The organism is Candidatus Symbiopectobacterium sp. NZEC127 (genome assembly GCF_025962675.1).
In the GTDB taxonomy this organism is placed as follows: domain Bacteria; phylum Pseudomonadota; class Gammaproteobacteria; order Enterobacterales; family Enterobacteriaceae; genus Symbiopectobacterium.
Genome location: NZ_JAGFPG010000001.1, coordinates 1,816,904 through 1,841,098, shown reverse-complemented (window position 1 = coordinate 1,841,098; position 24,195 = coordinate 1,816,904). Strand labels below are relative to the sequence as shown.

The following is a 24,195-nucleotide window of genomic DNA, read 5'->3' as shown; positions in this document are numbered from 1 at the left end:
TCCCCCTTCCGGCATCAGCCGGAAGGGCGTCAATTGATGGTCACCGCCACGCTCACCGTATCTTTGTAGCTTCCTGCCGGTTTATTTGCCTGACTCGCATTGATGCGTGCCGTATACGGGATGGTCTGCGTCAAGCCAGTGCCGGTTCCCGCATAGTTGTTGCTCTCCGTCCAGGCGCTGTTGTCAGCGCGGTAAAGTTGATATTGCAGGTAATAATTGGTACCGGAAACGCTTGCGGTCATCCGACGCCAATTGGCATCGTCAGGGTGCGTGCTGGTTAACGCCACGCTGTAAGCGCCATCTTTGGTGCAACGCACGCCCAGACTGCTGTTGATAGCCGTGAAGGCGGAGGGAAAGGCTGCGCTGCCAAATTCGATATTGTTGGTATTGCTGATCTGGCAATCGTTGGTGACGGTCAGCGTTAGCGTGATGTTAGAGGTCGGTGTGCCGGAATAGTACAGGCAGAGTTCACCAATACCGACATCGCAAACGCGATAGTCCCAGTTAACGGCGATAACATCGGTATACGTGCCGGCAGAAAGCACAGCACCGGTGCTTGTTTTTACCCACAGCGGCAAGGTGCTGTTTGGGCCGGTAAACAACCCTAATAGCCCCAAGAGCGTCTGACTACTCCAGGTGTATGAGCCATTAAGGGCGAGTATGTTGTTACAGTTTTGATCGACGCAAAGCGTATAAGGCAGAACGTCACTTTTCGTGGTGTGTTTTAACTGACGCAGTCCCGCGGAGGCGTTATTCCCGGTGCCGAACGTCGCAATGACGCGGTTGGTGCCTGCCAATGACAGCGTGGGCGCATCGCAGTTAAAACCGGTACTGGCTTGAGAGGTCTGCGATGCACCGTTGAGCGTGATCGAGCTGGCGCTGCCAAGCGAAGATGAGGTGCTGGGCACACGACACTGCGCCCATGTCACTGGGGCATAACTGAAACCGAGCAGCACAAGTGAGAAGAACAGGAAAAGTATACGCATCTTTTATCCTTGGTTATCGGGTTGGCATGTCAGCGGGCCAACCCGTGCCGGCATGGATTGCTGCTCTGGCAGTGAAAATTGCACGTGACAACGACGCCCATCTTCCTGAGTAAACGACAGGCGGTTGTGAATAGCTAAATGAGCGAAGTAGACCAAACCGTCATAGCCACTGATGGTGGTGTTGCCACTGGTTTCATCGGTAATCCAGGTGCCGACGCGCAGCGCTTCACCGTGGCTGTTTCGCAGCGCGATATTGGCTGAACGTACCTTTTTGATGGCAAAAGAGGCCAACGTGCCGCTGCCTTCCTTCACGGCTAACCGGGTTTCAACGCCTGAGATGTCGACGTCAGGTGGTAAAGCAAGTGGATCGATTTCCACCTTGGCCGGGTAGTGGGAGGTTACCCACGGGATCAGCAGTCGTCCTTGCTGGTTGGTATAGCCGACTAACTGGTTTTCGTAGCGCACGGGCACGTCGGCATAGCCTTGCGTATCGACCACAATAAAGGCGTCATTGATACGGTTGCTGGGAAACAGGCTGCCATCCAGATAGATTACCGAGCCGCTCATTTCTCCCCATTGCGTTTGGCTCCCCTCGTTGCCATAGATTCCTCCCTGTAGCTGGTTATACGGGCCGCGCCAACTGAGCGCCCCTTGATGATAAGGATCGTTGCCAGCACTGTAGGCCAGGTTCCAGCCAAAACCGCCGTCGAGGGGAAGGGTGCGCGTCACACCCAGCGTTGTGAGGCTCTCTCCCTGGTTGTTACGTTGCACGCTGGTGTTGAACGTATCGTTGTTGCCAAAGGGGATAATCACCTGGAGCTGTGCGCTGTAACCGCGATCGCCCAGCGTTTTGTTGGCCGCCAGATAGAGCGTGCTGTTGCCCCACAGTTGCCGCGTGTAGGAGAGATTGACCAACTCAGTGCGCGAATCGTTAAACGGGGTAATGGCGAAATACCCCACCCCGACGGTGCCGTTTGCCGGACCAAATAACAGGCTGCTAAGGGTAGCTTGCAGGCTCTCTTTGCTCATGTTACCCGGTGTGGTGTAAGTGCTGAGATCCTGATAGCGCGACGTGCGGCGCTGGTGCTGAAGGTTGAACCCCACGGTATTACCATAGTAGGAGTAACCGAAGACGTATTGTTGTCCGCCTCCGTCCCGTTCACTGTGACTGTAAGCGGTGCTAAGCGTACCCCAGCGCCCCACGGCCATGTCTGCGCCTGCGCCGAGCAGGGAGAGGTCACGCACCGTTTCTCCATGGCCGGAAAGCGTCAGGCTCTGTGTGAGACCATAGCGATAGAAGCCGCTGAATGCGGGATCTGACGCATAGCGATCCTGCCCCAGCCCGTAGGTTCGGCGCAGCACACCAACGGAGAGGTCGAAATCGCTAAGCCCCTGACGCAGTAGGGTGTTAGAGACATAAAACGGCACGCTGGTAGCAATCTGTCGCCCTTGTGCATCGGTGGTAACGATCGTCGCTTCACCCGCACCGTTGAGATAGGGAGTATTGGTCAGGGTGAACGGGCCGGAGTTGAGCGCCATGCTGCTGGTTTTAAAGCCGTTGATAAACAAATCCAGCGTGCTGGGTACCGCAGCAGAGCCTGCATATTGCAACATGGGATAGGTAACGATATCCGGTCGCAGATTGAAATTACGCCCGATGCGCAGACCCGCCATACGTGCTGATTGGCTCCAGGTAAGCGAGTTGCTGATGAGATCGCCAAGCTGGTAGCTGACCATCCGCTCACTGTCGCTGTAGCGCCAATAGGTATCGTAGCGACGATAGCGGCTGCCATTGTCGGTGTAGGGGCTTTTTATTACCCACAGCCCCGAGTTGGACAAGGTGCCGTAGTCGCTGAAAAGGCGCTGTTCCATCAGCGCGTTCATCGTGTCGCCCTGCTGGGGCGGTGAAGTATAAAACAGGTTGTAATTAAACAGCAGGCCGGTGCTGCTGCGCGCAGACAGTCGCTGAATGCCGCCGCTGTCGCCTGCGCTGATTTGCTGCTGTGGCAGCCAATCCGTGGGTATTGTCAGTTGGAGCTGTTGCACCCGGCTGTCATAGAATACCGTTACATCAGGCAACGAATTGATGTCTATTTGACCTGCTGCATTGGCAGGCAGTTTTATATGTCTGCGGGCGAGCTCGCTGGCGTCCGCAGCGTAGCGATCGCCATTAACGCTAACGGGGACGACCAGATTATCGCTGTATCCGTTGACCGCCAGCGTCAGGTAATAAAGGGCGTGTTGCTGAGCAGGGGGAGCCGTAGGCGGGGGCGGCAAGTCGCCGAACTCCTCGGCGGCAAACACGGTTGATGCGCACAGCATAATGCCCCCTGCAAACAGGAATGCGCTTGGGCAAACACGCTGTGATGAATGCTTCAACCTTCCTGACATCAGGTTTAGCCGCGCGTGATAACGACAGGGTCAGGGGTATCCGCCAAATGGGTATACAGAATGGCATTTGCACCGGGTGCTGCCGCTGATGCCGGAAGCGGCCAGCGCATCTCCTGACCCGGCAGAACATACCCTAAAAAGCCCTCACTGATGCTGGTACGAGGTCCTTTTCCTTGCGGTGAGGTGGACCAAAACACATTATTCAGGCGGGCATGCGTTTGGCCCTCATTACGTACATAGAGGTAGGGCTTTCCATCGACCGGGGCAATGCGCCAGTGCAGTTGCAAGGGAGCCGCCGCCGCATTCGGCTTATCGTGGCCCGAGCCCCGGAGAAACAAGGGCAACAGATAACGCATCTGGAATTGAACGCCAGAGGGGGCGTTACTGGTTTGCGGCAGATAAGGCGTGGCTATTTCATCAATCACGATGCGAAAAGCGCGTTCCTGAGTGACTGATGGTGGGGCAACACGCATCAACCTGATCATACTGCGCTGACCCGGTTCCAGTTTAATAAAGGGCGGAGTGGGTATCACTTCGGTTTGATCGGCGTAGCGATCTTCATACTGCATCTGACGCCAAGTCATAATGCGAATTTGCAAACCCACGGTGTTATTACCCTTGTTTTCCAGCCATAGCGCTGAGCTGCTGTTATGTGCCTCGATAATTTGGTAAATCGGCCACACCAGCAACGAACTGGCAGCAAATGCGCCTGAACAGACAAACAGTACCGCTACAGATAAAAATCGACCCACACTGCTTTTCGTTAATTTCATGCCAACGCCTTATTATTTTAATAACGCCGTAATGACTGACACTGCTACGCGTATCTCAATGACCGCCGCTCGCGCCACACCTTGCGGTTAATACGTCACATTGATGGTGACACTGTCGGTATATTGCCCGGCCGCAGGCAGCGGTGTTGCGCCAAAATAGCGTGCATATACCGTATAGGTTTGTGTCGTGCTGGGAAAAGAGGACACGGTGAGCGCCAGTGTGCCAGTACCCCATACCTGAGAACGCGCGGCATCACGGTAGAGTTGATAGGGCAGCGTGCGAGTTCCTGCGCTGTTTTTCAGGTAGCGCTGTGCACTGCTGCCGCCGTTTGCGCCGTAATCGAGCGCAATGGAAACGGATGCACCGGGCGTGCAGGTGACGACGATTGAGCCACTGCCTGCACTGCTGACCACATCCACATTCGTGGCAGTGGCACTTTGTGAGCCGAAACTGAGGGTACCCATATTGCTTGAGCTGCTGCTGTTAACGCCAAACAGGCAGCCATTTTGCAAGGTGGCCGTCACGTCAAAGGACCCATTGACCGTTACCGCCAACACCGGATTGGCAAGACTCAGCAGCACGGCCAGCGACGGCAGGAGGTCGCGGAAAAAACGCCCTGCGCTGATGCCCGTGGTTTTCCCGGTGCAAGCCTTCATGGCAATAGGGTCCTCCTGTTTATCAGTTCCAGGTAAGCGTCGCTGTAATGGTGTCTGTATAGTTGCCCGCAGGGGGGTATTTGAGCGTTTGCTCGGACGCAAGGATTCGGCCATAGATGGGCACTGCTTGTGCTACACCGGTGCCCGCGGGAACGTTAAGGGTACCACCGATAGCAATTTCCGTGGAGCGCGCACTGTTGCTGTAAAGGCGATAGGAGATCAGTGTCGGGGTGCCTGCACCGTTGGTGAGACGGCGTACGGCACTGGCGTCATTTGCGCCAGCACCGATAGTGAGCACGGCGGCGGTGCCTGACGAACACAGCACCGAAAGGCCCGTCGTGCCCACCTCTGCGTCCACGTTGGTGTTTAAATCCGCGACCTGACCAAACGCCAGTGTTCCGAATGTGCCACTGCTCACGTTGTTAACCAGACATGTCGAGTTTACCGTCAGGGAAACGGCGATATTGCCCGTAATGGTGGCGCTTTCAACAAACGTGGTTGGCATAAACAGAAATAAAGAGGAGAGTGCGGCGAGCGCTGCTTTTTGCTTATTCATTGCCCTTCCTTCATACAAGCACCGCACACCGAAATTCCGTTAAACGTAATGACGTTTTAAAATAGGAAAGCGTGGCAGCGCGCAGATTTTTTCATTCTCACCGCGACACACTGGCGCAGGGAAAACGGACAAAGCGTGCAGGATATAAACCTTCACCCCTTTTTTAAGGCATCGCTTTCTCTGGTGGGCAATATAAACCCGTCACACTTCACGTTGCCGATGCGTTGGCGGTGTTCACTTACCCGAATCACTGACTTGAGTAAGTTCCTCACTTGCTGCCTTCCTGCAACGCGAATTATTTAGGGTATAAACAATGAAAATAAAGGTGCAATCGGTGCTTTCGCTGTCATTGCCAGCAGCACGGAATAATAGATTATGGTGAGCTTTTAAATAAATTTAATAACAACTTACATAAACCGCTCTTCATAAAGATAGATGCCCCCCCCTTGTTTAACAATGTGAGGAATTTGATAAAAAGGAAAAAGGAATGAAAAAGCCAAATTATGTGCGCTGTTAGTTTTAAATTTTTACCTGGTAGGTTTTAATGGTTTTTTACTCTGATTTTTTACGCTGTCGTGGTGGCAAAAATGTTGTTTTTCGCTTTTTTTTGCTCTGCTGCCCTAGGTGATTGAGACAAGGTCGTCACTTAACCTGATGATTCATGTATGTAATCTTACCACACTGCGTGTTCTGGTGATGAAGCGAGGTATGCCTATGCCTCAGCGGCCTATGCAAATCGGTTGACTCCAGCTTCCTATCTAAGGTAAAAAAGCGTTTCGTGCTTCGGTTAAATTTGCAACAAAATGACACGTATTCTCCCTGCCCAGACCCTGTACGCATGGAAGGGTGTTTATCGGGAAATATGCGCTAACAGCATAATAGAACGAAGTTTTTTACTATAACGGTGTTATATGCAAGTGTTGATTATGCGTCATGGTGATGCAGTACCTGACGCAGCCAGCGATGCGCTTCGCCCGCTCAGTGCGCGCGGTGTTGAAGAATCGCGTCAGATGGCTTTATGGTTACATGATCAGAGTGTGGCCATTACGCGTGTTTTGGTGAGTCCTTATCTCCGCGCCCAGCAAACCCTGTCCACCTTGCGTGGTATCCTTTCCCTGCCTGATGAAGAAGAATGCGTGCCGGAACTGACCCCGGGAGGCAATGCCGCATTTGTCAGTGATTATCTGCTGGCATTGGCCGGTGAGGGGATCGAATCGGTGTTGATCGTCTCGCACCTGCCCTTGGTGGGGTATCTGGTGGCGGAGCTCAGCCCGCAAACCGGCGCACCGATGTTTGCCACCTCGGCGGTGGCCTGCGTCACGCTGGATGCGCAGTCGGGCGCTGGTGTGTTCGATTGGCAAACCAGCCCGTCACAGTTGGCGCTCAAATCCTGAGCCACGCTTGCGCCGTCGCCAATGTCAGGCGATAGCGCGCAAGCCGGGCGCGTTAGCGCGGCGGCTCGGTGCCCGCTTTTATCTGACCGTACACCGCATCCAGTTCCACCAACACCAACAGCGCGGCGTCACCGCCAAACTCTTTGGGCGCCTGATGGAAAGCCAGTACATCTGGATGTTGCGCCAGCCAGAGTGGCGTTTGCTGTTTGAGAATATGCTTGCCGTGGCCGTGCATCACACAGGCGCAGTACACGTGTTCACGGCGACAGGCCGCGAGCAGGGCGCCTAGCTCTTGCTTGGCTTGCAACTGGGTCAATCCGTGCAGATCGAGAAACAGGTCCGGGGAATAGTCGCCGCGCCGCAGTTTTTTCAGCTCGTAATGACTGCTGCCGGGGCGCACGTAACGCATCGGGCCGTCGCTGTCCAACTGGGGCTGAAATTCGTCAGAAAAATAAAAGCTGGCATCCACTTGTTCCTGCAACGCCTTGCGCGGCGGCAGCTTCCCTTCGACATGATGGCGCTGAGGACGGTGCACATAGGTATCCTGGCGCAGCGTCTTGGTGCCGGCCACGGAGGCGCGGAATAGCTGTGCGTCGCCATCATTCAACGCGTGTTTTTTACTCATTCGGTCACCCCGTTGTATCTCTTGGTCCTTATTACGTCGGCGTATCTGCTTCCCGATGGGGCGGCCTGGCGTTAGGGCATCACTTCATACGGCATTTGCCATAAATTTCATGGGTCCCAGTGTAACCTGTAATAGTGCCTGCGCTACCTTTTTAATAACAAACCCGAAATTGCCCAACAACCGAGAGGCCGAATCGATTGATAGGCAACGCACAGGATTTCCTGCGCGGGTGGGTGATATCTGCTGATTTGTAGTTGGCTTCATGGCAAACTAAGCGGCATTTCCTGACGGGTGGGGTCTGTGGAGGACTAACTTGGATAAAATTTTCGTCGACGAGGCGGTCAACGACCTGCATACCTTGCAAGATATGCTGCGCTGGGCGGTAAGCCGTTTTAACGCAGCCGAGCTCTATTATGGACATGGCACCGATAACCCGTGGGATGAAGCGCTGCAACTGGTGCTGCCAACCCTGTATTTACCCCTTGATTTCCCTGCGGATATGTTTGGCTCGCGTCTGACGTTATCGGAACGCCAGCGTGTGGTTGAGCGCGTGATTCGCCGCGTTAATGAACGTCTGCCCGTGGCTTACCTGACCAACAAGGCGTGGTTTTGCGGGTTGGAGTTTTTTGTCGATGAGCGCGTGCTGGTGCCGCGTTCGCCAATCGGTGAGCTGATTTCACAGCAGTTCGCGGGACTGATCGCCGATGAGCCGCAGCATATTCTCGATCTCTGTACCGGCAGCGGCTGCATCGCCATTGCGTGTGCGCACGCCTTCCCCGACGCAGAAGTGGATGCCGTCGATCTCTCCAGCGATGCGTTGGCGGTCGCCGAGCAGAATATCCAGCAACACGGCCTGGAACAGCAGGTCACGCCGATTCGCTCCGACCTGTTCCGCGCGCTGCCACCGCTCGCGTATGACCTGATTGTCACCAATCCGCCTTATGTGGATGCGGAAGACATGGCGGATTTGCCACAGGAGTTTCGTCGCGAGCCGGAACTGGGTCTTGCGGCTGGTCATGACGGGCTGGATCTGGTGCGCCGTATTTTGGCCTGTGCGCCCGATTACCTTAATGAGCAGGGCGTGCTGATTTGCGAAGTGGGCAACAGCATGGTGCATTTGATGGATCAGTATCCGGATATTCCGTTTACCTGGCTGGAATTCGAGCACGGTGGTGATGGCGTCTTTATGCTGACAAAAGATCAACTGGTGGATTGCCACGACCATTTCGCGGCGTATCGGCAATAAACAGACTGGTTATGCCGGGCTCATCCCGGCAACATAAATCATAATGCTGTACAGAATAGCGATGTTACACAGAAAGGAGCCGTGATGGCAGGCAACAGTATTGGCCAGTTCTTCCGCGTCACCACGTTCGGCGAATCCCACGGTATTGCGTTGGGATGTATCGTTGATGGCGTACCGCCGGGCATTCCGCTGACCGAAGCGGATCTGCAACACGATTTGGATCGCCGTCGCCCCGGCACCTCGCGTTATACCACGCAGCGCCGCGAGCCGGATCAGGTGCGTATTTTGTCCGGTGTGTTTGAAGGGGTCACCACGGGCACCAGCATTGGCCTGATCATCGAAAATACCGATCAGCGCTCTCAGGATTACAGTGCGATCAAGGACGTGTTCCGTCCCGGTCATGCCGATTATACCTACGAACAAAAATACGGCGTGCGTGACTATCGCGGCGGCGGTCGTTCTTCGGCCCGTGAAACCGCCATGCGCGTGGCCGCCGGGGCCATTGCCAAAAAATACCTGCAAATGACCCACGGCATTCAGGTGCGTGGTTTTCTGGCGCAGATGGGCGATGTCAACTGCGAACTGAAAGACTGGGATATCGTTGAACAAAACCCGTTTTTCTGCCCCGATGCCGACAAGATCGATGCACTGGATGAACTGATGCGTGCCCTGAAAAAAGAGGGGGACTCCATCGGTGCCAAGGTCAGCGTTGTCGCCGAATCGGTACCGGCTGGTTTGGGTGAGCCGGTGTTCGACCGTTTGGATGCCGATCTGGCCCATGCATTGATGAGCATCAACGCCGTAAAAGGTGTGGAAATTGGCGATGGATTTGCGGTTGTCACCAAACGCGGCAGCGAAAACCGCGACGAAATTACCCCGCAAGGGTTCCAGAGTAACCATGCGGGCGGTGTACTGGGCGGCATCAGCAGCGGACAGGCGATTGTCGCGCATCTGGCGCTGAAACCCACCTCGAGCATCACGGTGCCGGGGAAAACCATCAACCGCCAGGGTGAAGCAACGGAAATGATCACCCGTGGACGTCACGATCCCTGTGTGGGTATCCGTGCAGTGCCGATTGCGGAGGCCATGATGGCGATTGTATTGATGGATCATCTGTTGCGTCAGCGCGCCCAGTGTGGTGACGTCGTGAGTCAGGTTCCTCGTTGGTAAATAAAACATGAAAAAAGGGTGGGTGGGGGCCATTGCCGTGCTGTTGAGCACCGGCGTATGGGCAAAAACCCCGTGGCAAGAGATCGCACATCCGGTGTCCGGTGCGGCACAGGCTATTGGTGCGTTCTCTAACGGCTGCATTGTCGGTGCGCAGCCGCTGCCGTTAGAATCCGTCAATTATCAAGTGATGCGTGTCGATCAACGCCGCTATTTCGGTCATCCGGATTTGCTGGCGTTTATCACGCGACTGAGCGCCAAGGTGAAAAAGCAGACTGGCGGGCTTGTGCTAGTGGGTGATATGGGGATGCCAGCAGGCGGTCGGTTCAGCAGCGGCCATGCCAGCCATCAGTCCGGGCTGGATGCGGATATCTGGTTACAGATGCCGCTGCAACGCTGGACGGCGCAGCAACTTCTGAAACCGCAGCCTATCGATCTGGTGGCGGCCAATGGTCGCCAGATTAATCCGCGCCAGTGGCAACCGCAGGTAACGGCGTTGATCAAACTGGCGGCGCAGGACACTGAGGTTACCCGCATCTTCGTTAACCCGGCCATCAAGAAGCAACTGTGCCAGGAAGCGGGACAGGATCGCGACTGGCTGCGTAAAGTGCGTCCCTGGTTTGCGCACCGGGCGCATATGCACGTGCGGTTACGCTGTCCGGCAGACAGTCTGGAATGTCAGGATCAGGAAGCGCCACCCGCTGGTGATGGTTGCGGTGCGGAGTTGAGCAGCTGGTTCACGCCACGTCAGCCGAGCCCTGAAGCGCCAGTGAAAACGCCACCTCCGTTACCGGCCTCGTGTCAGGCATTACTCGATAAACATCTGTTGGTGAACTAAGTCATGGAATGGTTTTTAGTCAGCCCTGAAATGCTCGGGGTGTTGTTTGCTTTTGCCGCGCTTGCCGGTTTTATCGATTCTATCGCGGGCGGGGGCGGGTTACTCAGTATCCCCATTCTGCTCTCGGCGGGGCTGAGCCCGGCACAAGCGCTGGCCACCAATAAACTGCAAGCGGTCGGTGGCTCTTTTTCTGCCAGCCTCTATTTTGTCCGTCAGCGCGCGGTGAAGTTAAGTGAACAAAAGCTGCCCATTGCGTTGACGTTTGTCGGTTCAACGTTCGGTGCCTGGCTGATTCAGCAGATCCACGCGGATTTTTTGCGCCAGATCCTGCCCGTTCTGGTGATCGGTATCGGACTCTATTTCCTGTTGATGCCGAAAATTGGTGAAGAAGACCGCCAGAAACGATTGTCAGGCCTTCCTTTTGCCTTTTTAGCGGGCGGGTGCATCGGGTTCTATGATGGTTTTTTTGGCCCCGGTGCCGGTTCTTTCTATGCGTTGGCGTTTGTCACGCTCAGCGGTTTTAGCCTGCCTAAAGCCACGGCGCATGCCAAGGTGCTCAATTTCACCTCCAATTTTGGCGGGTTGCTGTTCTTTATCCTGGGCGGTCAGGTGGTCTGGGGCGTTGGTCTGGTGATGCTGGTCGGGCAGGTGTTGGGCGCGCGTCTCGGGGCTCGCATGGTGCTTAACAAAGGACAAACGTTGATCCGTCCGATGCTGGTGGTGGTGTCGGCCTGTATGAGCGTGAAGCTGATTTATGACAATCACGGCAGCGATATTGCCCAATGGATAGGACATCTCTGGTCATGACCACCTCAAGCGTAAGCACCGCGCACGATTACCGCGATCTCATCACCTTGTTCGCGCAGTGCTTTGAGCAGGACTTTAACACCCAACTGGTGAAAGGGGATGATGAGCCTATCTATCTGCCCGCCGATGACCAGTTTCCCTATCATCGTATCGTGTTCGCGCACGGGTTTTATGCCAGCGCATTCCATGAGATTTCACACTGGTGCATTGCCGGTGAAGCGCGACGTAAGCTGGTGGATTTTGGCTATTGGTACTGCCCGGATGGCCGCGATGCGACAACGCAGGGACAGTTCGAGCAGGTAGAAATCAAGCCACAGGCGTTTGACTGGCTGTTTTGCGTGGCATCGGGCTTTCCGTTTAATGTCAGTTGCGACAATCTGGAAGGGGATATCGAACCCGATCGCATCGCGTTTCAGCGCACCGTGCATGCGCAAGTGATGGCCTATCTCGAGCAGGGTATCCCGGCGCGGCCATTGCGCTTTATTCGCGCATTACAATCGTTTTACAATACGCCGCCGTTGACGGCGGAGCAGTTTCCGTATCCCGCCGATCTCAACTGATGCGGATAAACGTTAATAGTGAGGATGTTAGATGATCGCAGAATGTGAAGGGCGTATTCTCGCTCTGATTGATGATATGGTAGAGCATGCCAGCGATGATGAACTTTTTGCCGGTGGCTACCTGCGCGGTCATTTGACGCTGGCGGTGGCAGAGGCCGAAGAACAGGGCGAAACCACGGTTCAGGCGCTCTATCAGCGCGTGTGCGACAGCGTGCAGCAAGCGATTAAAAACGGTGAGCTTTCGCCGCCGGATCAGATATTGGTCAATGGCATGTGGGACGATTTATTTCAGCGCGCTTCGCAGATTAACTGATCGATTCTCTGTTCCGCCACTGTCTATCCCATCGTCAGTGGCGGCTATCTTCGTTACACCGCTCTGCCTTTCAGCAGCTTTCTCACCCAAAAACGATTCGGATTCAACGCGGCAAGGGTTTCTGCATCGAGCGGTAACGGCTCGCCGTACAACTGCCCGGCCAGGATTTCGGCGGACAACGGGGCAGAGCACAATCCACGCGATCCCAGCGCACCGATAACGAACAGATCCTGATGAACCGGAGCTACCGCCACACGCTCCGGCGTGTGCCGCTGCACGTCAAGTGACGCGTATTGATCTAGCGTCTGCGCGTAATCCGGCGCAGCGCCGAGCAGCGGCAGATGATCGCGGGTGGCGCAGCGCACGCCCTGACGCGCTGCGTTGTCGCTGACATCAATGTCATTCACCCAGCTTGCCTCGGGCAAGCAGGCCACCAGGCGCTGGTGGTTTTCCTGCTGCTCGTCGGCACTAAACGTGGTGGTAACCACGCCTCGCTGGTAGCTGGCACCGATACAGTGCTGCTGATGGTGAGGGCTGACTGGGGTCAGATAGCCGTCATAGCACAGTACGCGTTGCAAGCGTTGCAGTGTCGGGGTAGTGGGAATATGGCTCACCTGACCGCGCACCGCATAGCTGGGGAGCTGTTGAGTTTGCGACCAGTCGCTGAGCCGCTGTCCGTTAGCCAGCACCACCACGGGATGGGTCTTTTGCTGCCCGTTTGCCAATCGAAGTTGCCAGCCGGATGCGGTTTTTTCCAGCGCAGAGACGCCAGTAGCAAAATGCACCACCAGCCCGAGCGATTGTGCGTGTTTCAGCGCATGGGTTGTTAGCTCTGCCGGGCACAGCCAGCCACCCTCGATATAGCTCGCACCGGGAAAACCTATCGCTAATCCGGCCGTTGCGTCCATCTCATCGGCGCTGAGCGGCGTAACCACCTCTGCTGGCCAGTGACCGTGCAAGATTTGCGTGATTTTACGCGCGCTTTTTTCATCGTAGGCAATCTGATTTACACCGCACCAGTCATGCTCGAAGGGGATACCGGCTTGCCACAGCGTGTCGTACTGGCGGCGGGCAAAACCAAACGCGGTGGCGAAAAAACGGGAAAGCGCATCGTGTTTGTCGTTGAGTAACGGGTAGAGGGCTCCCTGACGGTTACCGGAAGCGCCTGACGCCGGAGCCTCATCTTCACAGTAGAGCGTCACCCGTGCGCCGCGTCGTAACAGCGCCAGCGCTGTCAGCACGCTGGCAATGCCGCCGCCAATAATCGCGATATCCTCTGTGGTACTCGCTGCCGGGCGCGAATACCAGGGGGCTGTCGCTGAGATCGGAATGGCGTGCGGCAGCACGCCGCGCAGCATTTCGCGTTTTTGTCCGTAGCCCTTGATTTTTTCCACGTCAAAGCAGGCTTGCTGTAGCCCCCGACGCACAAACCCTGCGGCGGTAAAGGTCGCAAAGGTGCCCTGGGCCCGGCACAGGCGTGCCATGGCGTGAAACAAGTTCTCGGTCCACATGTCCGGGTTTTTGGACGGGGCAAAGCCATCGAGAAACCAGGCGTCAACCTGATGCGTCAGGGAATCGTCCAGCGTTGGCAGCAAGTCGTTGATATCACCAAACCACAGGTCGAGGGTGATGGCACCGTCAGCCAGAATCAGGCGATGGCAGCCCGGCAGCGCCGACGGCCAAGCCTGTCGCAATGCTTCGGCGTAAGGGGCAAGCGTCGGCCAGTGGGCGTGCGCCTGTTGCAAATCGGCCACGCGCAATGGGAATTTTTCAAAGCTGATAAAGTGCAGGCGACGCAGTGCCGCGTGCGGATGCTGCGCGCGAAAATCAGCGAATGCTTGCCACAGCGTTAAAAAGTTCAGGCCAGTGCCGAAGCCGGTTTCCGCGATGATGCACTGTGGGCGGGGGTGTTCAACAAAGCGCGCCGGGAAGTGGTTACCTTGCAAAAAAACGTAGCGGGTTTCTTCCAGCCCATCCTGATTTGAGAAGTAAACGTCATCAAACTGTTGCGAAACAGGTGTACCCTGTTCGTTCCAGGAGAGCGTACCGTGCTGAATAGCATGGTCTTTCACGATAATTGACTCATTTTTAAAGCGATAGCGTGATTTTACTCAGCAGGTGCTCAGGGCGCAAATTTTGTAAAAGGTTGGGTGATCGGACTTGTTCAGCTTACATCTGTACGCTAAAGTGCGTGACGAAATCCCAAAATACATTTATGCGGAAAGAGGTATTGAATGAAACGTGCAGTGATTACTGGCCTGGGGATCGTCTCAAGCATTGGTAATAACCAGCAGGAAGTCCTGGCATCGTTGCGGGAAGGTCGCTCGGGTATTACGTTCTCACAAGAGCTGAAAGATTCCGGTATGCGTAGTCACGTCTGGGGCAATGTGAAGCTGGATACTACCGGCCTCATTGAACGTAAGGTCGTGCGTTTCATGAGCGATGCCTCTGTCTATGCTTTTCTGTCGATGGAACAAGCCATTGACGATGCCAAGCTGGCACCTGAGGTTTACCAAAACAACCCGCGCGTCGGTTTGATTGCCGGTTCCGGCGGTTCAGCACGTTCTCAAGTGTTCGGCGCGGATGCGATGCGTAGCGCGCGTGGCCTGAAAGCGGTTGGCCCGTACGTGGTCACTAAAGCGATGGGCTCTGCGGTGTCCGCCTGTCTTGCCACGCCCTTTAAAATTCAAGGCGTGAACTACTCCATCAGCTCTGCCTGTGCTACCTCTGCGCACTGTATCGGGAATGCGGTAGAGCAGATCCAACTGGGTAAACAGGACATCGTGTTTGCTGGCGGTGGTGAAGAGCTCTGCTGGGAACTGGCCTGTGAATTTGATGCCATGGGCGCGCTGTCTACCAAATACAATGAAACGCCAGAAAAAGCGTCCCGCACCTATGATGCCGATCGCGACGGTTTTGTTATCGCCGGCGGCGGCGGTATGGTGGTGGTGGAAGAGCTGGAACATGCGCTGGCGCGTGGTGCACACATTTACGCCGAAGTGGTCGGCTACGGTGCCACCTCTGACGGTGCCGACATGGTTGCTCCGTCGGGTGAAGGCGCAGTGCGCTGCATGAAGCTTGCGATGCAGGATGTGGATACGCCTATCGATTATATCAATACCCACGGTACGTCTACGCCGGTGGGTGACGTGAAAGAGCTGTGGGCGATTCGTCAGGTATTTGGCGAGGCGGTACCGCCTATCTCTGCAACCAAAGCGATGACCGGGCACTCTCTCGGCGCGGCGGGCGTACAGGAAGCGATCTACTCCCTGCTGATGTTGGAGCACGGTTTTATCGCGCCGAGCATTAACGTTGATACGCTGGATGAATTGGCGCAGGACATGAACATCGTGACGGAAGCGACCGAGCGTAAGCTGACCACGGTGATGTCTAACGGTTTTGGCTTCGGCGGCACCAATGCCACGTTGGTGATGCGTAAGTTAGCGTAATCGCTATACCCTAAACTCTCGTCATCCTCGGCGAAAGCCGGGGATCTCTGCCAGAAGAAACACGTTTGCCTGCAAGAGATTCCCGCTTTCGCGGGAATGACCATGAGAGTAGGGCTGTTTATCAGCAACCTCTCCGGGGCCTTGTGCCCCGGTTTTTTTATTGGTTAAAACAGCACCCACAGTAAGAATATCACCACGCAAACGCTGACAATGGGCCAAAACAGCGGTTTGTTGAACACGGCCTGGAGGGCAGGTGGCAAGGTGGCAACCAGCGGATTGACAATCGGCTGCGGATGCGGGAACAGGCTTTGTATCGTCAGTTCCCCATCGGAAGCGCGCTGCATGCGGTGGGCGAACAAAAAAGTCACCAGCTCGTTGAGTTGTGGTTGGGTGAGCGGTGTCTGAACCCCGGCATTGAAACGGTTTTGGCTGTAGTCCAGCAACAGTTGCCGTTCATTGGCTTCCAATGCGGGTTGCAACAGCGTGTGCAAGGTGGACTGGGTCGCGGTCATTGGCGGCTGTGCCGAAGTGCCGGCAGCGGTTGCCGCGGTTGTCGTCGATGCCAGGGTCGAAGCGGCGGTCGCGGGTGTATCGCCGCGTGCATTGCCGGTAGTCAGCAGATGGTGCAGGTCAGTTTGCGTCTGCAAATATTGCATCAGAAGCGGCAGATGGCGGGCGGGGATCGGCGTGCCCGGCGGCTGGTGTTGCATTGCCGTCAATGACGTCCAGATTTTTTCTGTTGGCTCCCCCAGCAGCGCGGATAACCGCACCACCATCTGATTCAGGCTGTTCTGTTCGACGCTGGATAACGGACGTTGCAGCAGGGCGGTGGTCGCTGCATTGGTGGCAACATTGGTGAGCGCATTTTGCACCAGCGTTGTGGCCAGCGCGGGTGCCTTGCCGGAAGCGGAATTTAGCGGTGCCGCATCCGCCGGTGTTTGCAAGAAGGTCAGCACCCGTTGTAACTGAGGCTGCGTCAGCGCTTTAAGTTCGGTATGACCAAATTCCTGGCGTAAAAACTGAGTGACGCGCTGGCTGTTATTTCCCTGCGGCAGCAGATCGGTCAGGCGCTGCAACAACGGATGGCGGGCGCTGCTTTGCTGCGTCTGAGCCAGTACCAGCTGGTTCTGCAATGACTGCTCAGCGGCGGTAAAATGCTGTCCGAGCAGCGTCTGGTTCGGGGCCAGGCCGATGTCCTGACGCAGCGTGGTCCAGATGGCATTGTTACTGAGCGACATCAGCGCCTGTAACTTGACCACCAGCGTGTCCAGCGTCGCGCGTTGGGTAAAGCTCAGTGGGGAATTCGCCGCCGCCGCATTGGAAGAAGAAGAGGCAATGGCCGACGTCGGCGACGCGGGTGGGCGATCTCCCGGCGTTGGGGTTCCCGGACTGCTGACAGGCTGCATGATGGACTCCTCACTGCGTGAAAGGCACCCTGCATTCCCCGGGAGCCCTGAATAGGCAACAGAAATCATAGCAAGGTGTCTGGTGCGAGAATAGTCAGATCATAGGGGAAAATACCTTCTTATTTGCGGTTTGCTTCCGCGTCATGCAGTTGCTCGGGTGGCGTATCGGTATCCGGTGTACAAATCGCGTTGTGCTGAGCGCGCGGAGTGCGCATACGCTGCGCCATGACAACCCCGAGTAATACCATGACCCCGCCCACGATGTGATAGCTGTGCAGCGTTTCATGCAGCAACGTCACGGCGATCAGTGCGGTAAACACCGGCGTCAGATTGATGAAAATGCTGGCATTGTTGGCCCCGATACGCATTACCCCGACGATCCACATCCACGGGGCGAGGATCGAGGCAAAAATACCGGCGAACAGCACCAGCGGTATATTTTGCGCATTCAAGGCGATGCTTTCAGCCAACAGCAAATTAGGCAGCAACAGCACGACGCCAAAGGCAATTTGCACGTAGAGCGATACCCAGGTGGGTAGAGCAATCGACCAGCGTTTGGTTAATACGCCATACAAGGCATAGGCTAACGCGGCAATAAACATCATTACTTCGCCGCGCCCGATGCCCTGCGCCAGAATCAGTGCCGGATGTCCACCGCTGATAAGCCAACTGATGCCGAAAAAGGAGAGCAGGCTGCCGCACAGTAAGCTGACTGTGGGCACTACGCCAAGCAGTGGAATGCTGATCAATACCGTGAGCAAGGGGATCAACGAAACCAGAATACCCATCATCAGCGCGCTGATGCTGTGCGCGGCATAGTAGGCCATGCTCTGGTAGAGCACCATGCCGAGAAACCCCAGAAACAATAATTTTCCCCAGTGTAGCCTGATGGTGCCCGCGTGGCGTCGCAGCTGAGGCAGCATAAAGGGCGTCAGTACCAGCAGAGCCAACAGCCAGCGGTAGAATGACATGGCTGCCGGATCGATGGCACCCACGGAAAGTTTATTAACGATCACGTTAAATGACCAAAACAGGACGGCGATAAGGGGGAATAGCGCTTGCATGATAACAATTCTCATTAACGTGGTGTGCCAGTTTACGTCAGGCGGGTTCGTTCTATATAGTGAAAACAAGACATCCTTAACGGCAAGACAGACAACATGACCCGGCAACGATCTTATTACCGTCCTGAAGGCATACCGCCGCACGGGGTGTTTTTGCGTACCGAGGCGGTCAGCGCGGATACGGAATACCTGCCTCATCGTCATGAGTGGGGACAATTGCTGTATGTGGTTTCTGGCGTTGTGGTGCTGCGTCTCGCACAGGAGCGGTTTTGGGCACCGACCCATTTTGCTATCTGGTTGCCGCAGGGGGTCGAGCACGCCTGCTATAACCAACGTCAGGCCACGATCCGCACCATCAATTTCGATGCGCGCTGGTATGCAGAACTTCCCGAAACGCCATGCCTGCTCGAGGTTGGCCCGCTGTTTAAGGCGATTCAGGATGATTTGTTCGCGCGCGACGTGCTGATCCCACACGATAAGCCTGACCTGCGCTTGTGCCACGTACTGTGCGATCAAATGACGGTGGCACCGCGCCAACGCAACTATTTGCCGGGTACTGACGATCGCCTGCTGGCTCCGGTGCTGCATGCGCTGGAACAATGTCCGGCGGATAACCGAACGTTGGCGCAATGGGCCGCCGAGGTTTACAGCACGGAACGCACGCTGTCGCGGCGCTGTCAGGCATTGCTCGGTATGTCATTTAGCGAATGGCGACAGCGGCTACGCTACCTGCAAGCGCTGGCATTGTTGCGTCAGGGCATGAGCGTGCAGTCAGTGGCGCTGGAGGTCGGCTACAGTTCTTCATCGGCCTTTATCGCCATGTTTCGTCAGCAAAGTGGGGCTACGCCGGAAGGGTATCGCGCCAGGCCCTAAGCGATGGGGATAGCGTTGGGATTCTTGACCATTCGGTGGCAAAATAGTGCCCCTGTTTTTCTTGCAAGCGTAGCCTGACCGGGGTCGTACATGAAAATTGTGGTTGATGAGAATATGCCGTATGCACGCGAGCTGTTCAGCCGCGTGGGTGAGGTGGTGGCTGTGCCGGGAAGACCGTTGCCGGTTGAGGCGCTGGCACAGGCACAGGCCCTGATGGTGCGCTCCGTCACGCCGGTCAACGCCGCCCTGTTAGCGGATACGGGAGTGACCTTTGTCGGCAGCGCCACGGCGGGTACCGATCATGTGGATGAAGCCTGGCTGAGTGAGCAGGGCGTCGGATTTTCCGCCGCGCCAGGCTGCAATGCCATCGCGGTGGTGGAATACGTTTTTTCTGCGCTATTGATGCTGGCGGAGCGAGACGGCTTTCAGTTGCGCGACAAAACCGTCGGCATTGTCGGTGTCGGCAACGTCGGACGGCGTTTGCAGGCGCGCCTCAATGCCTGGGGGGTGAAGACGTTACTGTGCGATCCACCCCGGGCGCGCAGGGGCGATGTTGGCCCCTTTTTGCCGCTGGAGGCGTTACTGCGTGACGCTGATATTGTCACGCTGCATACGCCACTGACCAAGGGTGGCCCAGATAATACCTGGCACCTGATTGATGAGGCGGTGCTCGCTGCCTTGCCCGCCGGACGTATTCTGATCAACGCGTGTCGCGGGCCGGTGGTCGATAATACTGCCCTGCTGCGAGCGTTGCAGCAGGGAAAGGATCTGCGCGTGGTGTTGGACGTGTGGGAGCCAGAACCGGGGCTTTCGCTGGATTTGCTGGCGCGCGCTGACGTGGGTACGGCGCATATTGCCGGTTACACGCTGGAAGGCAAGGCGCGCGGTACCACGCAGGTGTTTGAGGCGTTGTGCCAGTTTATCGGTAAACCTCAGCAGGTGCCGCTGTCATCGCTGTTGCCTGCCCCGGATATCACGGATGTTCACCTAACGGCTCCTATCGAGCAAGCGTTGCTTAAGCGTCTGGTTCATCTGGTGTATGATGTGCGTCGTGATGATGCACTGTTGCGCCAGTCTGCTGGCCAGCCTGGCGGATTTGATCGTCTGCGTAAACACTATCAGGAGCGCCGCGAATGGTCTTCGCTGCGTGTCACTTGTTCTGATGAGGCCAGTGTGGCCTGTCTGAATGCATTGGGTTTCACTGCCGTCTTGCCGTAGTTCGGTGAGAGGGTGTCATGAAATACGACGTTTTTCGCGTAGGGTATTCGGGCGGTGATACACCGCTCGAGCAAGAGGTATTGACGAATGGGAGAACACCACATGTCTGACGGCTGGAATATTGCGCTATTGGGCGCAACGGGTGCGGTGGGAACGGCGCTGCTGGAGTTGTTGCAAGAGCGCGAGTTTCCTATCGGCACGCTTTATCCGCTCGCCAGCGAACGCAGCGTGGGGGAATCCGTAAGGGTCAACGGCAAATCCTGGCAGGTCGAGGATGTGGCCGATTTTGATTGGTCCCAGGCACAATTGGCTTTCTTTGTCGCCGGTAGCGAAGCGAGCGCCCGCTATGCGGAAGATGCCGGTAACGCAGGCTGCCTGGTGATTGACAGCAGCGGTCTGTTCGCGCTGGAGCCGGATGTCCCGTTGGTGGTGCCGGGGGTCAACACCCATGTGCTGGCCGATTACCGCAATCGCAATATCGTGGCGGTGGCAGACAGTCTGGTGAGTCAACTGCTGCTGGCTATCAAACCGCTGATCGATCAAGCCGGGCTGTCACGCCTTCACGTCACCAATCTGCTCTCCGTGTCCGCACTCGGCAAAGCGGCGGTAGACGATTTGGCCGGACAAAGTGCCCGTTTGCTGAACGGCATTCCACCGGAACCGGGCTTTTTTGCCAAACAGCTGGCGTTTAATGTGCTGCCGCTTCTGGCGGATGCGCAAGGCAGCGTGGCGCAAGAGCGTCGGTTGGTGGATCAGGTGCGCAAGGTGTTACAGGACGAAGGGCTGCCTATTTCCGTCAACTGCTTACAGGCTCCGGTGTTTTACGGCCATGCGCAGGTTGTGCATCTTGAAGCATTACGGCCGCTGTCTGCGGAGGAGGCCCGGGATGAACTGGCGCGCACTGAAGAGGTTCAACTCAGCGATGAGGATGACTACCCGACGCAGGTGGAAGATGCCTCTGACAACGTTCAACTGAAAATTGGTTGCCTGCGCAATGATTACGGCGTTCCCGAACTGCTGCAATTCTGGTCAGTGGCGGACAACGTGCGCTTTGGCGGCGCATTGATGGCGGTGGAAACGGCAGAACGGCTGGTGCAGGAGTATCTGGGGTAATGTCAGACAGAGATTTGCCGCTGCAGCCTGCTGGTATCAAGGTGGCGCTGGGCATTGAGTATGACGGTAGTCGCTATTATGGCTGGCAGCGTCAGGCTGAAGTAGAGAGCGTGCAAGGGCATCTGGAACAGGCGCTGAGTAAAGTGGCCGATGCGCCGATTACCGTGTTTTGTGCGGGCAGAACCGATGCTGGCGTGCACGCTACCGGGCAGGTGGTGCACTTCACCACTCAGGCTCAGCGCAAAGATGCGGCCTGGACCATGGGCGTCAATGCCCATTTACCCCGGGATATCGCCGTGCGCTGGGTGAAAACTGTCGATGACGATTTTCATGCGCGTTTCAGCGCCACGGCGCGTCGCTATCGCTACATTATCTATAATCATCGCCTGCGCCCGGCGGTACTGGCGCGTGGCGTAACGCAGTTCCACTTCCCGCTGGATGCGGCGCGCATGGAACGCGCCGGACAAAGCCTGCTGGGTGAGAACGACTTCACCTCGTTTCGCGCCGTGCAATGCCAGTCGCGCACGCCGTGGCGCAATGTAAATCATTTAAAGGTTACGCGTCATGGCGCTTACATCGTGGTAGATATTAAAGCCAATGCGTTCGTACATCACATGGTGCGCAATATCGTTGGCAGCCTGATGGAAGTGGGATGCGGCAATCAGCCTGAATCCTGGATTGCTGAACTGCTGGCGGCCAAAGATCGCACGCTGGCGGCTGCCACGGCGCGCGCCGACGGTCTGTATCTGGTGGCGGTAGATTATCCGGCGCGTTTCGAACTGCCGGTTGCGCCAATGGGCCCTCTGTTTCTGGAAGATTGACCCGTGGCGGGCGGCTGTGCCGCGCCACGCTAAACACTCGAGGATTGTCACGGCATTGCGCCGTGAAACATGCACATGATGGAACTTGTCGCGTTTATACGCTTTATCATCGATTTTATTCTGCATATTGACGTTCACCTTGCGGAACTGGTTGCGCAATACGGTGTCTGGATTTATGCCATTCTGTTTTTGATCCTGTTTTGTGAAACTGGCCTGGTAGTGACGCCGTTTCTGCCGGGGGATTCCCTGCTGTTTGTCGCCGGTGCGCTGGCGGCGCTGCCCAGCAACGATCTGAATGTGCACACCATGGTGGCGCTGATGATTGCGGCGGCCATACTGGGGGATGCGGTCAACTACACCATCGGACGTTTGTTCGGGGAAAAACTGTTCAGTAATCCCAATTCGAAAATTTTCCGCCGCAGTTATCTGGATAAAACGCATCAGTTTTATGCCCGTCACGGCGGCAAAACGATTATTCTGGCGCGCTTCGTACCGATTGTGAGAACATTCGCGCCGTTTGTCGCCGGTATGGGACACATGCGCTACCGCCACTTTGCTCTCTATAATGTGGTAGGGGCATTGCTGTGGGTATTACTGTTTACCTACGCAGGTTACCTGTTTGGCGACCTGCCGATTGTGCAAGAAAACTTGAAGTTATTGATTGTCGCGATTATTTTCATCTCTATCTTGCCGGGGATCATTGAAATCTGGCGGCATAGACGAGCGGCGGCCCGTGCGAATAGCGCGTCGCGTTCACAAGAATAAACGCGGTAATCGCTCCGGTTTGACCAGTTTTCTATCCACAGTCCCGGAGTGTTATGGTTTAATGAGCGGCATTTATGGTCTGTCCCCGATGACGACCTGTGTTGCCAGCGCCTTGAAACACGGGTGTAAACACCGGTTCAGGCTACGGCAAACGGGCGTTGTGACGGGGCAGAGCGGACTGGCTACGGCCAGGTTCAAGCAGAAAGGTTATCAATGAGCTGGATTGAACGAATTCTTAACAAGAGCAACATTACACCGACCCGCAAGGCCAATATTCCTGAAGGGGTATGGACCAAATGTGACAGTTGTGGTCAGGTGCTTTACCGCGCTGAATTAGAGCGTAACCTTGAGGTGTGTCCCAAGTGTGACCACCACATGCGGCTTTCCGCCCGTGCGCGTTTAAATGCGTTTCTGGATAAGGACAGCGTGGTTGAGCTGGGTAGTGAGCTGGAGCCCAAGGATGCGCTGAAGTTCAAAGACTCGAAGAAATACAAAGATCGTCTGGTTGCCGCACAGAAGCAGTCTGACGAAAAAGACGCGCTGGTGGTGATGAAAGGCACGCTGTACGGCATGCCAGTGGTCGCCGCCTCCTTTGAATTTGCCTTTATGGGCGGTTCCATGGCCTCTGTGGTCGGCGCGCGTTTTGTGCGTGCGGTGGAGCAGTCGCTGGAAGATGGCTGTCCGTTGGTGTGTTTCTCCGCCAGCGGCGGTGCGCGTATGCAGGAAGCGCTGATGTCGCTGATGCAAATGGCGAAAACCAGCGCGGCGTTGGCAAAAATGCGCGAGCGCGGTCTGCCCTATATCTCGGTGTTGACCGACCCGACCATGGGTGGCGTTTCCGCCAGTCTGGCGATGCTCGGCGATTTGAACATTGCCGAACCTAAAGCGCTGATCGGTTTTGCTGGCCCGCGCGTTATCGAACAGACGGTGCGTGAAAAATTGCCGCCGGGTTTCCAACGCAGTGAATTCCTGCTGGAGAAAGGGGCGATTGACATGATCGTGCGCCGCCCGGAAATGCGCTTCAAGTTAGCCAGCATGCTGTCTCGCTTGACCAACCACCCTGAGCCGGTGGACACCGCTGAAGTTCGTCCGCCGGAAGTGACCACTGAACCGCAGGATGATGCGCAATAAGTGACACATGAACAGGGTGTGACAGGATTGCGCTTAGGCCGT

Annotated in this window: 23 protein-coding genes; 14 read left to right on the top strand and 9 right to left on the bottom strand. The window is 56.1% G+C overall.

Annotated elements, in window-relative coordinates:
* Window positions 1-29 precede the first annotated feature (29 nt).
* From J5069_RS08520 to J5069_RS08500, 5 genes are all read right to left on the bottom strand, one after another.
* A complete protein-coding gene (locus J5069_RS08520; RefSeq protein WP_264643402.1) occupies window positions 30-986 on the bottom strand; it encodes a spore coat protein U domain-containing protein in 957 nt (318 codons plus the stop codon).
* 3 nt (window positions 987-989) lie between these two features.
* Window positions 990-3,308, bottom strand: a complete 2,319-nt coding sequence (locus tag J5069_RS08515) for a fimbria/pilus outer membrane usher protein (RefSeq protein ID WP_264643401.1) — start codon at window positions 3,306-3,308, stop codon at window positions 990-992.
* A gap of 74 nt (window positions 3,309-3,382) precedes the next feature.
* Window positions 3,383-4,150 (bottom strand): molecular chaperone, encoded by a 768-nt coding sequence (locus J5069_RS08510; protein ID WP_264643400.1) that lies wholly within the window; start codon window positions 4,148-4,150, stop codon window positions 3,383-3,385.
* Window positions 4,151-4,237: 87 nt separating this feature from the next.
* Window positions 4,238-4,807: a spore coat U domain-containing protein gene (locus J5069_RS08505; RefSeq protein WP_264643399.1), complete on the bottom strand. Its 570-nt coding sequence runs from the start codon at window positions 4,805-4,807 to the stop codon at window positions 4,238-4,240.
* Window positions 4,808-4,829: 22 nt separating this feature from the next.
* Window positions 4,830-5,363, bottom strand: coding sequence for a spore coat U domain-containing protein (locus J5069_RS08500; RefSeq protein ID WP_264628116.1), 534 nt, complete (start codon window positions 5,361-5,363; stop codon window positions 4,830-4,832).
* Between the two features lie 911 nt (window positions 5,364-6,274).
* Between J5069_RS08500 and sixA the strand changes: the two genes are divergently transcribed.
* Window positions 6,275-6,757 carry a phosphohistidine phosphatase SixA gene (gene sixA / locus J5069_RS08495; protein WP_264643398.1) on the top strand — a complete coding sequence of 161 codons (483 nt, stop codon included), beginning with the start codon at window positions 6,275-6,277 and terminating at the stop codon, window positions 6,755-6,757.
* Window positions 6,758-6,809: 52 nt separating this feature from the next.
* Here the strand turns inward: sixA and smrB are convergent, their stop codons facing one another.
* Entirely contained in the window at window positions 6,810-7,382 is a 573-nt protein-coding gene (smrB, locus tag J5069_RS08490; RefSeq protein ID WP_264643397.1) for an endonuclease SmrB, read from the bottom strand.
* Window positions 7,383-7,695: 313 nt separating this feature from the next.
* On the opposite strand from smrB, the gene prmB reads away from it, so the two are divergent.
* The 6 genes from prmB to J5069_RS08460 all read left to right on the top strand — a co-directional run bounded on the left by prmB (window position 7,696) and on the right by J5069_RS08460 (window position 12,313).
* Window positions 7,696-8,628 (top strand): 50S ribosomal protein L3 N(5)-glutamine methyltransferase, encoded by a 933-nt coding sequence (prmB, locus tag J5069_RS08485; protein ID WP_264643396.1) that lies wholly within the window; start codon window positions 7,696-7,698, stop codon window positions 8,626-8,628.
* Between the two features lie 84 nt (window positions 8,629-8,712).
* Window positions 8,713-9,798, top strand: coding sequence for a chorismate synthase (gene aroC, locus J5069_RS08480; RefSeq protein WP_264643395.1), 1,086 nt, complete (start codon window positions 8,713-8,715; stop codon window positions 9,796-9,798).
* Window positions 9,799-9,805: 7 nt separating this feature from the next.
* Window positions 9,806-10,633, top strand: coding sequence for a penicillin-insensitive murein endopeptidase (gene mepA / locus J5069_RS08475; protein ID WP_264643394.1), 828 nt, complete (start codon window positions 9,806-9,808; stop codon window positions 10,631-10,633).
* Between the two features lie 3 nt (window positions 10,634-10,636).
* A complete protein-coding gene (locus J5069_RS08470) occupies window positions 10,637-11,440 on the top strand; it encodes a sulfite exporter TauE/SafE family protein (protein ID WP_264643393.1) in 804 nt (267 codons plus the stop codon).
* Window positions 11,437-12,000 carry an elongation factor P hydroxylase gene (locus J5069_RS08465; protein WP_264643392.1) on the top strand — a complete coding sequence of 188 codons (564 nt, stop codon included), beginning with the start codon at window positions 11,437-11,439 and terminating at the stop codon, window positions 11,998-12,000. The genes J5069_RS08470 and J5069_RS08465 overlap by 4 nt, the downstream gene beginning before the upstream one ends.
* A 31-nt stretch (window positions 12,001-12,031) precedes the next feature.
* Window positions 12,032-12,313, top strand: a complete 282-nt coding sequence (locus J5069_RS08460; RefSeq protein ID WP_264643391.1) for a YfcL family protein — start codon at window positions 12,032-12,034, stop codon at window positions 12,311-12,313.
* Between the two features lie 53 nt (window positions 12,314-12,366).
* On the opposite strand, the gene mnmC is transcribed toward J5069_RS08460, so the two are convergent.
* Window positions 12,367-14,385 (bottom strand): bifunctional tRNA (5-methylaminomethyl-2-thiouridine)(34)-methyltransferase MnmD/FAD-dependent 5-carboxymethylaminomethyl-2-thiouridine(34) oxidoreductase MnmC, encoded by a 2,019-nt coding sequence (gene mnmC, locus J5069_RS08455; protein ID WP_264643390.1) that lies wholly within the window; start codon window positions 14,383-14,385, stop codon window positions 12,367-12,369.
* Between the two features lie 162 nt (window positions 14,386-14,547).
* Here mnmC and fabB point away from each other — a divergent pair, with 162 nt between their 5' ends.
* Window positions 14,548-15,762: a beta-ketoacyl-ACP synthase I gene (gene fabB, locus J5069_RS08450; RefSeq protein ID WP_264643389.1), complete on the top strand. Its 1,215-nt coding sequence runs from the start codon at window positions 14,548-14,550 to the stop codon at window positions 15,760-15,762.
* Between the two features lie 164 nt (window positions 15,763-15,926).
* On the opposite strand, the gene J5069_RS08445 is transcribed toward fabB, so the two are convergent.
* Both J5069_RS08445 and J5069_RS08440 read right to left on the bottom strand, forming a co-directional pair.
* The gene (locus J5069_RS08445) at window positions 15,927-17,168 is read right to left on the bottom strand and encodes a flagella biosynthesis regulator Flk (protein ID WP_264643388.1); all 1,242 of its coding nucleotides are present in this window, start codon (window positions 17,166-17,168) and stop codon (window positions 15,927-15,929) included.
* 119 nt (window positions 17,169-17,287) lie between these two features.
* A complete protein-coding gene (locus J5069_RS08440) occupies window positions 17,288-18,232 on the bottom strand; it encodes a DMT family transporter (RefSeq protein ID WP_264643387.1) in 945 nt (314 codons plus the stop codon).
* A 96-nt stretch (window positions 18,233-18,328) separates the two neighbouring features.
* On the opposite strand from J5069_RS08440, the gene J5069_RS08435 reads away from it, so the two are divergent.
* From J5069_RS08435 to accD, 6 genes are all read left to right on the top strand, one after another.
* Window positions 18,329-19,105, top strand: coding sequence for an AraC family transcriptional regulator (locus J5069_RS08435; RefSeq protein ID WP_264643386.1), 777 nt, complete (start codon window positions 18,329-18,331; stop codon window positions 19,103-19,105).
* 90 nt (window positions 19,106-19,195) lie between these two features.
* The gene (gene pdxB, locus J5069_RS08430; protein WP_264643385.1) at window positions 19,196-20,323 is read left to right on the top strand and encodes a 4-phosphoerythronate dehydrogenase PdxB; all 1,128 of its coding nucleotides are present in this window, start codon (window positions 19,196-19,198) and stop codon (window positions 20,321-20,323) included.
* Between the two features lie 102 nt (window positions 20,324-20,425).
* A complete protein-coding gene (locus J5069_RS08425) occupies window positions 20,426-21,436 on the top strand; it encodes an aspartate-semialdehyde dehydrogenase (protein WP_264643774.1) in 1,011 nt (336 codons plus the stop codon).
* Window positions 21,436-22,257, top strand: coding sequence for a tRNA pseudouridine(38-40) synthase TruA (truA, locus tag J5069_RS08420; RefSeq protein WP_264643384.1), 822 nt, complete (start codon window positions 21,436-21,438; stop codon window positions 22,255-22,257). Before J5069_RS08425 ends, truA begins: the two co-directional genes overlap by 1 nt.
* A gap of 78 nt (window positions 22,258-22,335) precedes the next feature.
* The gene (locus J5069_RS08415; protein WP_264643773.1) at window positions 22,336-23,022 is read left to right on the top strand and encodes a DedA family protein; all 687 of its coding nucleotides are present in this window, start codon (window positions 22,336-22,338) and stop codon (window positions 23,020-23,022) included.
* A gap of 213 nt (window positions 23,023-23,235) precedes the next feature.
* A complete protein-coding gene (gene accD / locus J5069_RS08410; protein WP_264643383.1) occupies window positions 23,236-24,153 on the top strand; it encodes an acetyl-CoA carboxylase, carboxyltransferase subunit beta in 918 nt (305 codons plus the stop codon).
* Window positions 24,154-24,195 lie beyond the last annotated feature (42 nt).